Source organism: Nonomuraea rhodomycinica (genome assembly GCF_013363995.1).
Classification (GTDB): Bacteria; Actinomycetota; Actinomycetes; order Streptosporangiales; family Streptosporangiaceae; genus Nonomuraea; species Nonomuraea rhodomycinica.
Map to the genome: position 1 here is coordinate 304,102 of NZ_JABWGO010000010.1, position 13,458 is coordinate 317,559.

15 protein-coding genes and 1 pseudogene are annotated in these 13,458 nt (G+C 70.7%); 13 read left to right on the forward strand and 3 right to left on the reverse strand.

Annotated features, from left to right (window positions below):
• The first annotated feature begins 92 nt into the window (after positions 1-92).
• The 5 genes from HT134_RS33420 (at position 93) to HT134_RS33440 (ending at position 4,128) form a co-directional block, all read left to right on the forward strand.
• Positions 93-818, forward strand: a complete 726-nt coding sequence (locus HT134_RS33420) for an SDR family oxidoreductase (protein ID WP_175604462.1) — start codon at positions 93-95, stop codon at positions 816-818.
• Between the two features lie 47 nt (positions 819-865).
• Complete coding sequence (locus tag HT134_RS33425) at positions 866-1,648, forward strand: SDR family NAD(P)-dependent oxidoreductase (RefSeq protein ID WP_175604463.1); 783 nt, start codon at positions 866-868, stop codon at positions 1,646-1,648.
• A gap of 94 nt (positions 1,649-1,742) precedes the next feature.
• Positions 1,743-2,408, forward strand: a complete 666-nt coding sequence (locus tag HT134_RS33430; RefSeq protein WP_175604464.1) for an ester cyclase — start codon at positions 1,743-1,745, stop codon at positions 2,406-2,408.
• Positions 2,409-2,499: 91 nt separating this feature from the next.
• The gene (locus tag HT134_RS33435; protein WP_175604465.1) at positions 2,500-3,132 is read left to right on the forward strand and encodes a DUF6461 domain-containing protein; all 633 of its coding nucleotides are present in this window, start codon (positions 2,500-2,502) and stop codon (positions 3,130-3,132) included.
• A 177-nt stretch (positions 3,133-3,309) separates the two neighbouring features.
• Positions 3,310-4,128 (forward strand): S1 family peptidase, encoded by an 819-nt coding sequence (locus tag HT134_RS33440; RefSeq protein ID WP_175604466.1) that lies wholly within the window; start codon positions 3,310-3,312, stop codon positions 4,126-4,128.
• A 45-nt stretch (positions 4,129-4,173) separates the two neighbouring features.
• On the opposite strand, the gene HT134_RS33445 is transcribed toward HT134_RS33440, so the two are convergent.
• A complete protein-coding gene (locus tag HT134_RS33445) occupies positions 4,174-5,493 on the reverse strand; it encodes a M14 family zinc carboxypeptidase (protein ID WP_175604467.1) in 1,320 nt (439 codons plus the stop codon).
• 69 nt (positions 5,494-5,562) lie between these two features.
• Here HT134_RS33445 and HT134_RS33450 point away from each other — a divergent pair, with 69 nt between their 5' ends.
• The 4 genes and pseudogenes from HT134_RS33450 to HT134_RS47255 form a co-directional block, all read left to right on the forward strand.
• Entirely contained in the window at positions 5,563-6,201 is a 639-nt protein-coding gene (locus HT134_RS33450) for a TetR/AcrR family transcriptional regulator (RefSeq protein WP_246366036.1), read from the forward strand.
• 147 nt (positions 6,202-6,348) lie between these two features.
• On the forward strand, positions 6,349-7,485 hold the full coding sequence (menC, locus tag HT134_RS33455) for an o-succinylbenzoate synthase (RefSeq protein WP_175604468.1): 1,137 nt from the start codon (positions 6,349-6,351) through the stop codon (positions 7,483-7,485).
• Positions 7,486-7,599: 114 nt separating this feature from the next.
• Positions 7,600-8,415: a CPBP family intramembrane glutamic endopeptidase gene (locus HT134_RS33460; protein ID WP_217708655.1), complete on the forward strand. Its 816-nt coding sequence runs from the start codon at positions 7,600-7,602 to the stop codon at positions 8,413-8,415.
• 48 nt (positions 8,416-8,463) lie between these two features.
• A pseudogene (locus HT134_RS47255) lies at positions 8,464-8,664 on the forward strand (response regulator transcription factor); the annotation flags it as partial.
• Between the two features lie 75 nt (positions 8,665-8,739).
• On the opposite strand, the gene HT134_RS33470 reads toward HT134_RS47255, so the two are convergent.
• Complete coding sequence (locus tag HT134_RS33470) at positions 8,740-9,303, reverse strand: dihydrofolate reductase family protein (protein WP_175604470.1); 564 nt, start codon at positions 9,301-9,303, stop codon at positions 8,740-8,742.
• 232 nt (positions 9,304-9,535) lie between these two features.
• Between HT134_RS33470 and HT134_RS33475 the strand changes: the two genes are divergently transcribed.
• The 3 genes from HT134_RS33475 to HT134_RS33485 all read left to right on the forward strand — a co-directional run bounded on the left by HT134_RS33475 (position 9,536) and on the right by HT134_RS33485 (position 12,222).
• Positions 9,536-10,129, forward strand: a complete 594-nt coding sequence (locus HT134_RS33475) for a protein kinase family protein (RefSeq protein ID WP_175604471.1) — start codon at positions 9,536-9,538, stop codon at positions 10,127-10,129.
• A gap of 118 nt (positions 10,130-10,247) precedes the next feature.
• Complete coding sequence (locus HT134_RS33480) at positions 10,248-11,414, forward strand: serine/threonine-protein kinase (RefSeq protein WP_175604472.1); 1,167 nt, start codon at positions 10,248-10,250, stop codon at positions 11,412-11,414.
• 139 nt (positions 11,415-11,553) lie between these two features.
• On the forward strand, positions 11,554-12,222 hold the full coding sequence (locus HT134_RS33485) for a hypothetical protein (protein WP_175604473.1): 669 nt from the start codon (positions 11,554-11,556) through the stop codon (positions 12,220-12,222).
• Positions 12,223-12,245: 23 nt separating this feature from the next.
• Here the strand turns inward: HT134_RS33485 and HT134_RS33490 are convergent, their stop codons facing one another.
• Positions 12,246-12,734 (reverse strand): hypothetical protein, encoded by a 489-nt coding sequence (locus tag HT134_RS33490; RefSeq protein ID WP_175604474.1) that lies wholly within the window; start codon positions 12,732-12,734, stop codon positions 12,246-12,248.
• Between the two features lie 239 nt (positions 12,735-12,973).
• Between HT134_RS33490 and HT134_RS33495 the strand changes: the two genes are divergently transcribed.
• Positions 12,974-13,414, forward strand: a complete 441-nt coding sequence (locus tag HT134_RS33495) for a hypothetical protein (RefSeq protein WP_217708656.1) — start codon at positions 12,974-12,976, stop codon at positions 13,412-13,414.
• Positions 13,415-13,458: the final 44 nt, after the last annotated feature.

Here is a 13,458-nt window from a genome sequence, read left to right on the forward strand (position 1 = left end):
GGACTTATCGCAGGAGGCTGGGACAGAGTCGTGAGTGGCCGCCACCGGCAACCGCGGGCGGCCGATCCCCGACGACTCGAAGGAGTACTCCTATGTCCGATGACACGCGCCTGAAGGGGCAGCGGCTTGTCGTGGTGGGCGCGGGTTCGCACACCGGACGCGCGATCGCCAAGGCCGCCTCGGCAGCCGGTGCCACGGTCGTGCTGGCCGGCCCTGACCTGCGCAAGCTGGAGTGGACGGCCGGTGAGCTGTCCGGGCCGTGCGAGGTGCACCGGCTCGACCTGTCCGACGAGGGGTCGATCGCCGACTTCGCCGGACGTCTCGGCCGGTTCGATCACCTGGTCTCCACCGCCGCGATACCGGCCAACGGCCCGCTGAAGGACCTCGACCTGGCCCAGGTGCAGCGGGCGCTGTCGGCCAAGGTGATCGGTCCGCTGCTGATCGCCAAGCACCTGTCCGGGCAGGTGTCCGAGCACGGCTCGTTCACCTTCTTCTCCGGTGTGGTGGCCTGGCGGCCGGCGCCCGCCCGCACGGTGATGGCCACCACCAACGGCGCGCTGGCCTTCCTGGTGCAGGCGTTGGCGGTGGAGATCGCCCCGATCCGGGTGAACGCCGTCTCTCCCGGCATCGTCGACACCGGTGCCTGGGACGGCATGGGCGCCGACAAGGCGGCGTTCCTGCGCGGCGTGGCCGAGCGCAACCCGGCCCGGCGGGTGGGCAGCCCGGAGGACCTGGTCAAGGCCGTGTTCTACGCCATGGACAACCCCTACGTCACCGGCACCGTGCTGCATGTCGACGGCGGCGGCCGCCTCGCCTGACCGCCGGCTCGCCGGATCATCCGACCTGACTGAACAAGGAGCAGTTGATGGATCTTCAGCTGGACGGCAAGGTCTTCCTGGTCACCGGAGCCTCCGCCGGCATCGGCGCCGCCACCGTACGGGTCCTCGCGGAGGAGGGGGCCTTCGTGGTGGGCATGGCCCGCAAGACCGAGGGCGTCGAGGAGCTCGGGACCTGGGTGAGCGCCGTCGCGGCCGATGTGACGGATCCACGGGCGCCCGCACAGGTCGTGGCCGAGGTGCTGGCCCGCCACGGACGCCTGGACGGCCTGGTCAACAACGTCGGCGGTCTCGAGTCACGCGGCGGCTTCCTGGAGGTGAGCGACGAGCAGTGGCACGCGGCGTTCGACCTCAACTTCCACTCGGTCGTCCGGATGACCCGCGCCGCGCTGCCCGCCCTGCTGGAGCACGGCGGTTCGCTGGTCCATGTGACCAGTGAGGCCGCTCGCCTGCCGGACGTACCACTGGTGGACTACGCCGCCGCCAAGACGGCCCTGCTGTCCCTGTCCAAGACCCTGGCGGGCGAGTTCGGCCCGCACCGGGTGCGCTCCAACGTGGTCGCCCCCGGACCGACCCGCACCAGGCTGTGGGACGCCCCCGGCGGATTCGCCGAGCAGCTCGGCACCCAGTTCGGCCTCGCGCCGGAGGCGGCCGTCGACCACTTCGTGCGGAAGGTGCGGCGACTGCCCAGCGCCCGGCTCGGCCGGCCCGAGGACGTCGCCCGGGTGATCGCCTACCTGCTCTCGCCGCTCGCCGGCCAGGTCACCGGCGCCGAGTGGGCCGTCGACGGCGGCGCGCTGCGCCAGATCTGACCCATCGCCATTCGTTCTTCCGTCCGGTCGAAGGGACCGGACGGCCGTCCCGGCACGCGCCGAGCGTGACCGGCTGATTCGAGGAGTACCGCTCATGCGTTCGCGCAACCTTGTCCGCACCGCCGTGGTCCGTACCGCCGTTGTCCGCACCGCCGTTGTCCGTACCGTCCTGGCCCGTGCCGTCGTCGTCGCCGTGGCGGCGAGCCTCGCGGGCGGCGTCGCCACGGCCGCACACGCGCACGACAACGGCCGCCACCACGGCCCGCACGCCTGGCCCCAGCGCCTGATCGACCGCTCACCCGACCTGATCCGGCCCAAGCGGATCACCGTGGACCGCTCGATCGGCGACAAGCGCGCGGCCCAGGAGGTCCACCTGGCGCAGAAGCTGTACACGTTCTGGAACACAGGGCGGCAGAAGTACCTGGACGCCGCGGTCAGCCCGCGGTTCAAGGACAACACCCTGCCGGGCGGCCGCCCGCAGGGCCCCGCCGGCCCGGCGTTCGCCTCGAAGAACTTCCGCGCCGCCGTGCCGGACCTGACCTGCGAGCTGTCCGACCTGCTGGTCACCGGTGACAAGATCACTGCCCGGCTGGTCTTCCGCGGTCACTTCACCGGCACCTTCGGCGGCGTTCAGGGCAAGGGCCAGAGGGTCGAGTTCAACGCCATCGACATCCAGCACGTCGGCACCGACAAGATCATCGAGGACTGGCACATCGAGGACAACGCGACGCTGCTGAGCCAGCTGGGAGTCAACGGCTGATGCCGCTGGTCCTGCACGCCCTTGCCCGGCGGGTCGCGCCGACGGTACAAGCGAGGTTGCGAGGGATCTCCGCGGCCGGGATGGAGGGGCATTGGACGCCGGCAAGGACCTCTGGGAGCTCCTCGTCGCTCACGGCATCGACCGGGACGCGCCGTTCCGGGGCGTCTGGGTGGAAGGCTTGGACGTCGAGGAGGTGGCACGGCGGCTGCGCGCCGACCCGAGCACTGCCCAAGCCTGCGGCTGGCGGGACATCGTCACCGGCAGCTACACCGAGCACGGCGATGGCGTCATCTGGATCGGCCCACAAGCGCCGGGTTGGGTCCAGGTGATCCAACTCGACGGGAACGACGCGTGGCAATGGCGGTCCTGGGTCGAGCTGACTCGGGACGGTGGGCGGCTGCTCTATCTCGGCTGGCCCCTGTACGAATTGGAGGGCGTTGAAGACCTCGAATACGTGGTCGACGGCGAGGTGGTGACGACCCTGGTGGTCGGGGATCCGGAGGCGCGGGACGGCGCTGATCCGGATGCGTTGGACGTCTACATGGACGGGCTGGCCTTCGAGGGCGACACGGCCGCGGCCGAGGTGACCTCGGCCCTACGCCTCATCGGCCGCGTCACGGGGAGGGAACTCGACGAGGCGTGGCTGAACGGCCTGCACACCAGATACGTCATCCCCGCGTCCGCTCGGGACGGTGAGCAAGCGAGGGTCTGTCGTGGTCGGTGACCGGACCGGGAGCCGGGTCGGAGAGTCGCGCAGAACTGGATGCGCGGCGGCAGGGCGTATCAGCCCTGGTCAGGTGGGGTTGTCCCTACCGGGTGATGGCCTGCTGACATGATCGTCCCGATGAAGCCGGACCGATACCTTCATGACTTCGCAAACGACCGATGAAGGGCCTCACCCGTGTCCGGCACCACCTCGTTCCGCCGTATCGTCTCCCGCTCCGCCGTCGTCGCGGTGGCCGGCGCCGCCTGCCTCGCGGTCACCGCCGGGAGCGCCGGAGCGATCATCAACGGCTCCAGGCCCACCGAGTCCTACCCCTTCATGGCGACGATCCCGACCACGGCCCCCCTCATGGGCCTCACGGACGGCAACTGCGGCGCGGCCCTGATCAACCCGCAGTGGGTCGTGACCGCGGCGCACTGCCTCGACCTGGAGATCGGCTCGATCCCGAAGGGTACGGTGCGCATCGGCAGCGACCGGCGGACGTCCGGCGGAACCGTCCGCAAGATCGCGCAGGCGTTCCTGCACCCGGACTACGCCCAGAACTCGCCGAACAAGAACGACATCGCGCTGGTCCGCCTGGACCGCCGGGTCGGCATCAAGCCCATCGAGATCGCCGACCAGGCGGGCCGGCCCGGCACGCCGACCCGGATCCTCGGCTTCGGCGTCACGAGGTTCAGCACCGACCCGGCCGACTGGAAGATGACCGCGAAGCTGCGCCAGCTCGACACCCGCCGCGGCGCGGTATCCGAGTGCGGCCCCGGCTTCGCCGGCGACACTCGCCTGTGCACGATCAGCCGGAGGCCCAGGGCCATGGCCTGCAACGGCGACTCCGGCGGCCCCCAGATCCAGCGCGGCCGCGGTGGCCGCTGGGAACTCATCGGCGTCACCTCCGGCCCCGGCGCCGAGAGCCCCTCCTGCGAGCAGGGACCCGGCCTCTACACCGACGTGCCCGCCTACCGCGACTGGATCGACAGGACCATCCGCGCGAACGGCTGAGCCGCGGCCCGGCCGCCCCGGTCGGGTGCGGCCGGGGCGGGCCGGTCAGGAAAGGCGCGTCCGCCTGGCGGAGTCCGCAGCGAGCAGCGCCGCGCCGAGTTGCACGGCGACCAGCGAGCGCAGCGGGATCGGCGTGCCCATCGCCTCGGCCTCGGCCTCCTCGAACCACTCGTCGAAGCGCGCCCCGAGCCGGGCGCGCTCGGCCCGGACGGCCGGCGTCAGGTAGCCCGCGGCCAGCTCGGCGTCCAGCATGCGCAGGTAGGTGCCGCAGTACCTCAGCCGCATGAGATGCACGATCTGCCGGCTGCCGACCACCTCGGCCACCGTGGCCGGGCGGTCGGTGCCGGGAAGGCTCTCCCAGCCGCCGATGAACTCGTCGTGGGCGCCGATGAAGTCCTCCAGCGCCCGGCGGAACGGGGAGCGTACCGTCAGGTCGCCCTTGACGCGGGCGAGGGAGGCGGCCAGCTCGGCGATCAGGGCGCGCTGCCCGGCCAGGGAGTCGCGGATCGCCTCGCCGTACTCCTGATCGGCAGGGGTCTGGTCGTCGACGCGGGGGTCGGCCCAGTAGGGCAGCTCGGTGACCAGGTGCAGGGCACCGAAGCGGTCGGCGTAGTCGACGCTGCCGCCGCCGATGCCGTACGTCGCGGCGAGCTCGGAGCCCCGCGGGCTCAGGTAGGCCGCCGGGCCGATCTGCACGGCGCCGGGCACCTCCGGCGGGCCCATGTGCAGAGGCAGACCCTCGGCGGTGGCGATGGCGGTCAGGCGGGCGGCGAGCGCCCGGTCGTCCCGGCTGAGGTAGTAGAACGCGCCCTGGAGCTCGCCGTTGTGCAGGGAGTAGACGAAGGCGGGCTTGACCTCGTCCATCAGCCGCATCAGCGCCTCGGTCTCCGGCAGCGTGCGGTCGAAGAAGTAGTCCTCGCCGGTCAGCGGGAAGGTCCATTCGACCTGGTCCGCCTCCGCTGGGCGGTAGAAGTGCTCGGCACAGGCGCGGCGGTCGTTCGGGCGGGCGTACCAGCCCTCGTTGAGGCGGGCGCCGTCGGGGTCGGCGCACGGGACGAGGTGCCAGCGGAAGCCGAAGTCCTCCCGCAGCGCGGTGTCCTCGACGAGCTGGCGCAGCAGCGCGCTGACGGTGAGCGCGCCGATGGGCTCGTTGGGGTGGGGGCCGCCGATGATCACGGCGTCGTGAGGGCCGGCGCCGATGGTCGCCGCGCGCAGCGGCTCGCCCAGGCGGGACGTGCCGATGCGGCGCAGGCGTACCAGGTCGGGGTGGGCGGCGGCGAGGTCGTCGAGCTCGGCGTGCATCTGGTCCACCATCGGGAACGCGGTGAAGTCGGGCACGCGGCTCATGTGGGAGGTGACGTCCATTTTCGAGCCTCCTGATAATCTGGATTATTCTAGTAAATCAGATTATCTTTACGGCGTGCAGGAGATGTCATGCGGCTGACCAGGGCGGAAAGCAAGGCCGCCAACAAGCGCGCGCTGATCGAGGCCGCGCGCGAGATCGTCGGCAGGGACGGCTCGAAGGCGAAGCTGGAGGACATCGCCGAGCTGGCCGGCCTGACCACGGGCGCGGTCTACTCCCTGTTCGGCGGCAAGAACGGGCTGTTGGCCGCCATGGTGGACGACTACGCCGGCCCGCTCGACCTGCGCACGGCCGAGACCGCTGGGGCTGGCAGGTCCGGCGGGTGCGAAGGGTCCGGCGGGCGGCTGGAGGAGGCGGTGGCCGAGGTCGCCCGCCGGTTCCTGCGCATGTCGGCCGACCCGCAGGCCGCCGGCATGCTGCTGTTCGAGACCCGCGTGCTCGACCTCGTGCTCGACGACTCCGACCTGCGCGGCAGGCTCAACGCCTCCATCAGGTCGACCGAGGCCGACCTCGCCGCGCTGTTCACCGGCCGCCACCACGACGGCGGCGCCGTCACGGGCGAGCAGGCGCTCCGCCTGGCCCGCGCGCTGAAGGCCCTGCTGTCCGGGCTCGGCCAGGGCGTCGTGCTCGGCGCCTACGAGGCCGACGAGGGGTTCTTCGTCCAGACCGCCCAGGCGCTGATCACGCCGAAGGTGCTCGGCCCGGCCTAGATCACGGCCGGGGCTGCGGCGCGAGCACCCCGAGGAGGCCGCGCGATGGCGGGCCGCCCAGCGGGCCGCCCTGGGGGGCGCGCTCGCCCGCGGCTACCGGATCACCGCCTTCACCAGGGACGGCTGGTACGTGCTGGAGCGTGCGGCATGAGGATCGCCGAAGCCGAGCTGCACACGGTCGCGCTGCCGTTGCTCACCCCGTTCCGCACCTCGCTCGGCACGCAGACCGTGCGCAGGGCGCTGCTGGTGCGCTTGCGCGGCGCCGAGGGGGAGGAGGGCTGGGCCGAGTGCGTGGCCGACGACGAGCCCACCTACAGCCCCGAGTACCTGGAGGGCGCGGCCGACCTCATCCGCCGCTTCCTGCTGCCCGCCCTGTTCGCGGTGCCCCGCCTCGACCCGGCCGGCGTCGCGCCCGTGCTGGCGCACCTGCGCGGCCATCCGATGGCCAAGGCCGCCGTCGAGACGGCCGTCCTGGACGCCGTGCTCAAGGCGCGCGGCCTGTCACTGGCCGCCTACTTGGGAGGGGTGCGGCCCAGCGTGCGCGTCGGCGTGTCGGTCGGCATCGCCGCCACCCTCGACGACCTGCTCGACACCGTGGACCGGCACGTCGCCGCCGGGTACGCGCGGATCAAGCTCGAGATCGAGCCCGGCTGGGACGTGGAGCCGGTCCGGCTGGTGCGCGAGACGTTCGGCTCCGGCCTGATGCTCACCGCCGACGCCAACACCGCCGACGCCAACACCGCCGACGCCAACACCGCCTACGCCCGCCACCTGGCCCGCCTCGACGCGTACGGCCTGGCCCTGCTGGAACAGCCCTTCGCTCCGGACGACCTGCACGGCCACGCCCGGCTCGCCGCCCGCATGGACACGCCGATCTGCCTCAACGAGTCGATCACCTCGGCGCGCGCCGCCACCGCCGCGATCAGGGCGCGCGCCTGCTCGGTCATCAACATCAAGCCCGGCCGGGTCGGCGGCTATCTGGAGGCGCGCCGGATCCACGACCTCGCCCAGGCCGCCGACGTTCCGGTGTGGTGCGGCGGGATGCTGGAGACCGGACTGGGCCGGGCGGCGAACCTGGCGCTGGCCAGCCTGCCCGGCTTCACGCTGCCCGGGGACATCTCGGCGACGGCCCGCTACTACGAGCGCGACCTCACCGCACCCGTGGAGCTGACGGGCGGCTCCCTCACGGTGCCCGACGGCCCCGGGACCGGCGTCGCCCCGGACCCGGACGCCCTGACGGCGTTCACCGTCGAGCCGCCCGTACGCGTCACTCCCGCTCGGTGAGGCCCGTCCGTCCTACTCGGTGAGCAGGTCGATCAGGTGCTCGCGAACGACGACGCGAAGCCGTGTCAGCGCGATGTCAGGTCCATGTCGGGTCGCGGGGCCACGATTCCCGGCATGGATACAGCAATGCAGCCGCCGGCCGACACCCGAGGCGCCCAGCCGAAGGGCTTCGTCGCGAAGCTCCTCGCCGACCGCCACTCCGTCCCGCTCTCCATCGCACTGCACCTGGTGCCCGGCGCGGTCATCGTCGCCGTGTACGCGTTCGTCGCCGCCCCCCTGGTCCGGGCGATGAACTTCCCGATCTTCCTGGCCTGGGCCATCGCCCTCGCGGTCGTGCTCTTCCCGCTCCAGCTGTTCCTGCTGTGGCTGGGCAAGAAGAAGACCGGCCGCTTCACGATGAAAGGCGTCGTCCACTACCGCGACAAGCCGGTCCCGCGCGGCAAGGTCTTCTGGCTCGGCGCCGCGTGCCTCGTGTGGATGACCGTGGTGTCGCTCTCGCTGACCCCGCTGGACAACATCGTCTACGAATGGTTCTTCACCTGGGTGGACTACCAGGGCGCCGGCCCCTCCGGCACCGCCTACCTCCAGGGCTACTCGCACGACCTCGTGCTCACCACACTGCTCATCTGCGCGCCGTTCACCGGCTTCACCCTGCCCCTGCTGGAGGAGTACTACTTCCGCGGCTTCCTGCTGCCCCGCCTCCCGCAGCTCGGCAAGTGGGCCCCGTTCTTCAACACCTTCTTCTTCTCGGTGTACCACTTCTGGGCCCCTTGGACGGTCCTGTCGAAGCTCGTCTTCCTCTACCCGGGCGTCTGGCTGGCCTGGAAGAAGAAGGACATCCGCATCTCCATCACCATGCACCCCGGCTCGGCGCTGCTGATGACCGTGGTCGGCATCATCGCCCTCGCCTCCGGCGCCTACTCGATGTGACTTCTGCGGTCACGAGGCCCGCTCGGGCCGGTGTACGCCTGGACGGTGGTGCGGACGGGGCAGCCCCAGGCCTGTCGTTCCTGGCTGCGGGGGTCGTCGACCTGGGTCCATGCGGCCCCGCAACAGCAGCAGATCGTCAGGCTCGCCGCCCGCGGGCTGACCAACCGCGAGGTCGGCGAGAAGCTCCTCCTCTCCTCGCGTACGGTCGGCTCGCACCTCTACCGCAGCTTCCCCAAGCTGGGTGTCACCGCCCGAGCCCAGCCGCGCGACCTCATCGAGGGCACCCTCACGAGGGAACACTCCGGCCACGGTCGCCGCGGTGGGTCAGCGGTGCCGCCGGTACCGCAGATAGATGATCCCGCTGCTGGAGGCGGTGCTGGAGACCAGGTCGAGCGGGTAGGACTTGGGGACGCCGTCGAACAGCCGGGTGCCCTCGCCGGCGACGTAGGGGAACATGCTCACCCGGAGCTCGTCGATCAGGTCCAGCCGCATGAGCGACCGCCAGAGCCTGACGCCGCCCCAGACCACGATGTGGCCGTCGCCGCCATGCCTGAGCTTGTCGATCTCTTCTACCGTGTCACCAGCGGCGATGGTGGTGTTGGCCCAGTCGGCCGTCTTCAGGGTCCGGGAGAAGACGACCTTGCGCCCGGCGTTCAGGATGTCGGCGAACGGGTGGTCGGTGGAGGTCGTCATGGCCCCGGCGATGCCCTCGTAGGCGGTGCGGCCCATGACGTGCGCGTACGCACTCCGAAGCCAGTCGAGGTGCGCCGGCTGGTCGGGCTCACGGTTCTCGGGCAGGTCGAAGCAGAACTTCCAGAAGTCGGTGCCCTCGTCGGCGAGGAGGCCGTCGAGGGAGTAGTTGAACACTGTCGCCATCAGCTTCCGCATGATCAGAACTCCGTGGTCTCGGGTCGTCCGGGGACCGTGCTTGCCGGGGGAACGTGCGTGTCTCGGACCGCAGCGTTCGGGTGGCCGCGGCATCTGCGATCTGTCACTGATGCCTTAGACAACGCTGCCGCCCGGAAGTCATCGGCGCCCGGTCCACGGGCTGGTCGCGCGGTCATGTGGTGGTTCCCTGTGTGGACGCACGCGGCCTTCGTGGTGGAGGGGGTGGCGATCGATGACGGTGCCGGACTCGTTCCGCTCCTGGGGGCGATGGCAGCGCGAGGGGGAGGCCGGGCGGCTGTGGCTGGCCGCGCTGCCCGGCATCGTCTCCGAACACTGCGCCCGCTGGGATCTGACGGTTGACGGCGACCCCATGCATGGGGACAACGGTCTGGCGGTGCCGGTCAGCCGCGGTGACGAACCGCTGGTACTCAAAGTGAGCTGGCCGGACGAGTCGGTCCCCGATCAGGTCGCGGCGCTGCGGGTGTGGAACGGGCGCGGCATGGTTCTGCTGGTCGATGCGGACGTGTCCAGCGGTGCGCTGCTGCTGGAGCGGCTTGACCACCAGTGGGGAGGCGGTGGGCCGGCCCTTCCCCACCCGCGTGCTCGACATCGCGCTCGGGCTGGCAGGGGAGATGGCGGCAGACCGGCCGGCACTCGTCGCCTTCGCTGGTGTCTCGACGCGCTGATCGACGCGGCCGAGATGAGTCGGCCCCGGGCCTGCGCGTGGGCGGTGCTGCGCTCGGTGGACCACTGGCTGTGGGGTCTGGACGCCGGCCTCACCGAAGACCCCGTGCGCTGCGCAGGCATCGTTCAGCGACTCACCTGATCAGGCGAGTACGCCGACGACGTTCGCCAAGCCGGGGCCCGCTTCCATGGGAACAGCTCTTTCTGACGGCAGTTCACTGCGCGATTCTGGGCTTCGCTTGGCGAACGGCGGGAGACGGATGTCGCGCGAGGGCTGTGCAGGGCGTCTGGTGGCCGGGCGCTACCGGCTTGTCAGCGAGCTGGGGTCCGGCGGGTTCGGGCAGATATGGAAGGCCCGGGACGAGAACCTACGCGTCGACGTGGCGGTCAAGGTGGTTTCGCTGGCGCAGGCCGGCTCGGACGAGGAACGAGCCGAGAGGCTGCTGCGCGCGGAACGAGAGGCCCGGCACGCCGCGCGGTTGCGCACCCACCCCAACGTGGTCGCCGTGCACGACGTGGTGGTCGAGGACGGCGTCCCGTGGATGGTCATGGACTTGGTGGCCGGGCGCTCCCTGGAGCAGGCGATTCGCGCCGATGGCCCCGTACCCCTGCCTCTGGCGAAGAGGATCGCCGAGGCGATGCTGGAGGCGTTGAGCGCGGCGCACGCGGCCGGGATCGTGCACAGGGATGTGAAGCCTGCCAACGTGCTGCTGGCCGATGACGGGCGCATCCTGCTCGCTGACTTCGGCATCGCGATCCACGACGCCGACACCGCGCTCACGCGGACCGGGATGGTGGTCGGCTCGGTGGAGTACATCGCGCCCGAGCGGGCCGAGGGTGACGACGGAGGCCCCAAGAGCGACCTGTTCTCCCTCGGAGCAACCCTCTACCAGGCGGTGGAGGGCTTCTCCCCGTTCAGGCGGGCCGGCGCCTCGGCATCGCTGCGCGCTGTCCTGGCCCACCGACCCGCACCTCCGCAGCGCGCCGGCTCGCTGGCCCCACTCGTCATGCGGCTCCTGGACAAGGACCCCGCCAACAGGCCCACGGCCGAGGCAGCCCTGGACCTGCTCCGTTCCGATGGGACGAAGACGACCGAGACGAAGCCCATGCCGACGTCCGAGCCGGCGAAGGAGAAGAGATCGGTGGCCGCCTTGCTCGCCGGGACCTTCTTCGTTCTGACGGGCATCGCCGTGAGCGTTGCCGTGCGTTTCCAGAACGAAGCCGACCGAGCAGATCCGACCATGCCGTGGGGAACGCTCATCCCCTTGGTGATTTTCGTGTGGGGCCCGATACAACTCGGCTCCGGCGGCCTGATCGGGTGGCTTCCCAGACGCCTCGCTCTCGGCCTGGGGATGATCACCGGCGTGGCGTTCAGCGTGCTCGCGGTGGTGAACATCACGAGTTGGGCGACGTTGACCGACGGGTGATGATCCGCCGCCGGAGCGCAACGGCCGGCCGCCGCACCGGCGGATCTCAGTGCGACACTTCCCCTCTCTACGATCATCTCCCTGCTGGGCAGGCAGAACAAGACTGTTGATTTCGTCTGCACGCTGCCAGGCTGTGACCATGGTCGCTACGGACAGTGAGGTATGGGATCCCTTCGGCACTTTGCGCAACGCCCTGTGGATCGGAGGCGGCCAATGGGCCGGCAAGTCCACCGTCGCCAGGCTGCTGGCCGTCCGGTACGGGCTGACCGCGTACCACTACGACTACCACGACGCGCGTGCGCACAACGACCGGCGGATCGCGCACCGAGTACGGCTTGGCGAGCCCACCGCGGACCCCGACCCGGACAGCGTCTGGGTGCACACCAGCCCCCAGGAGATGGCCGACGAGACCCTGGCCGGCTTCCCCACGCGATTCGAGTGGGCCTTGGACGACCTGCGCGGCCTGGTATCCGGGCGGCCCGTCATCGCCGAAGGTTGGGGGCTGCGTCCCGAACTGGTCGCGCCCATCATCGACTCACCCCGTCGAATGATCGTGATGGTGCCGAGCGAGGAATTCCGTGAGCGTCAGTTCCGCGAACTGCCCCGTGCCGCCGCCGTCAGTCACGCGGTCAGCGACCCCGATCGAGCGCAGCGCAACCGACTCGCCCGAGACCGCCTCGTCGCCGACGAGGCCGCCCGCTCCGCTCGTCGCCTGGGCATCCGGGTCCTTGAGGTCGACGGGCGCGACGATGCTGAGGCCGTGGCGGACATCGTGGCCGACCACTTCAGCTCGTACCTGAACCATTGATCATGGTGTGACGAGAGGCTGCGTCATTCGATGCGGTCGTTCTCCGGTTGGGGATCGTCTCTGAGCTGTTCGGTCAGGCGCTCCAGGCCGCCCTTGATGAGCTGCGCGTACCCGTCGTCGCCGAGTGCGCCGATCGTGGTCCGAGCCTGGTGGAGGTGCTCGCGGGCGCGGTCGAGATCGCCCAGCTTGCGGTAGCACTCGCTCAGGTTGAGGTGCAACGACGGGTACAAGCCGGCCGCCGAAAGCGTCACCCCGGCTTGGGCCACCCGCTCATCGGTGATCAGGTCGGCGGCGGCGAGCGCCCGCAGGTCCCACATCAGCTCTTCGTGGACGTCGTCCTGTACGTCGGCCATCGCGTGGGCGAGGACGCAAACGTGCAGCGGGTCGCCTCGCTCGCCGCCTATGTCGTCCCAGATCTGCGCGAACAGGTCGCGAGCGGCCTCACGCTGACCTCGGTGGTGATGCAGCTCCACCCCTTGGCCGATCCGGGTCATCGTCGGGTCCGTGATCATCGGCGGTTCCTTCATCGATGCCGGCTCGCCTCACAACGGTGCCAGTATCGCCGCTACGGAGTCCGCCCGCCGGCCGCCTTCACCCGCCCGACACCCCGGAACGTGGTCATCGGTCTCAGGAGTCATGGCAGGCGCGCAGGAGTGGGCCTGGCCCCACCCACCCGTGCGGCCAACCCCATATCGGGCCAGGTAGGGCGCTACCTAGCATCGCTACCACAACGACACGGAGGAGACAGATCATGGCGAACGCCGGCGACATCACGACCACGACGGCGCAGCTCGGCGACGCCCGCACCCAGGAGGCCTTCGCCACGGTGAAGAAGTGCGTCACGCTCTTCGGCGCCGTCAGCGCCATCGTCCTGGGGGTGGTTGCCGTGATGGCGTTCACCGGTCACGAGGCGAGCTCGTTCATGTGGATCCGGGGAGCCGTCCTGCTCGCGGTCGCCCCGCTGGTCTACCGGATGACCGTCCGGGCGTCGGAGGGGTCGTACAAGGCTTTCGACCGCGTACGAACCCTGTCCACCGTCATGCCGATCGCGATCATCGGCGTCGATCTGATCCCCGGCCTCTGCCCCGCGTGGTACGCCGTCCTTCAGGGGCTGTCCGCGCCGGCCCTGATCGGCGTCGCCTTCATCACCCGCGGTTCCGCGCTGAGCGCCGCCTTCCCCAAGAAGAAGTGACGGTGAGTCGGGTCCCGAGGTTCGTCCCGTGGGCGCTCCGGTCA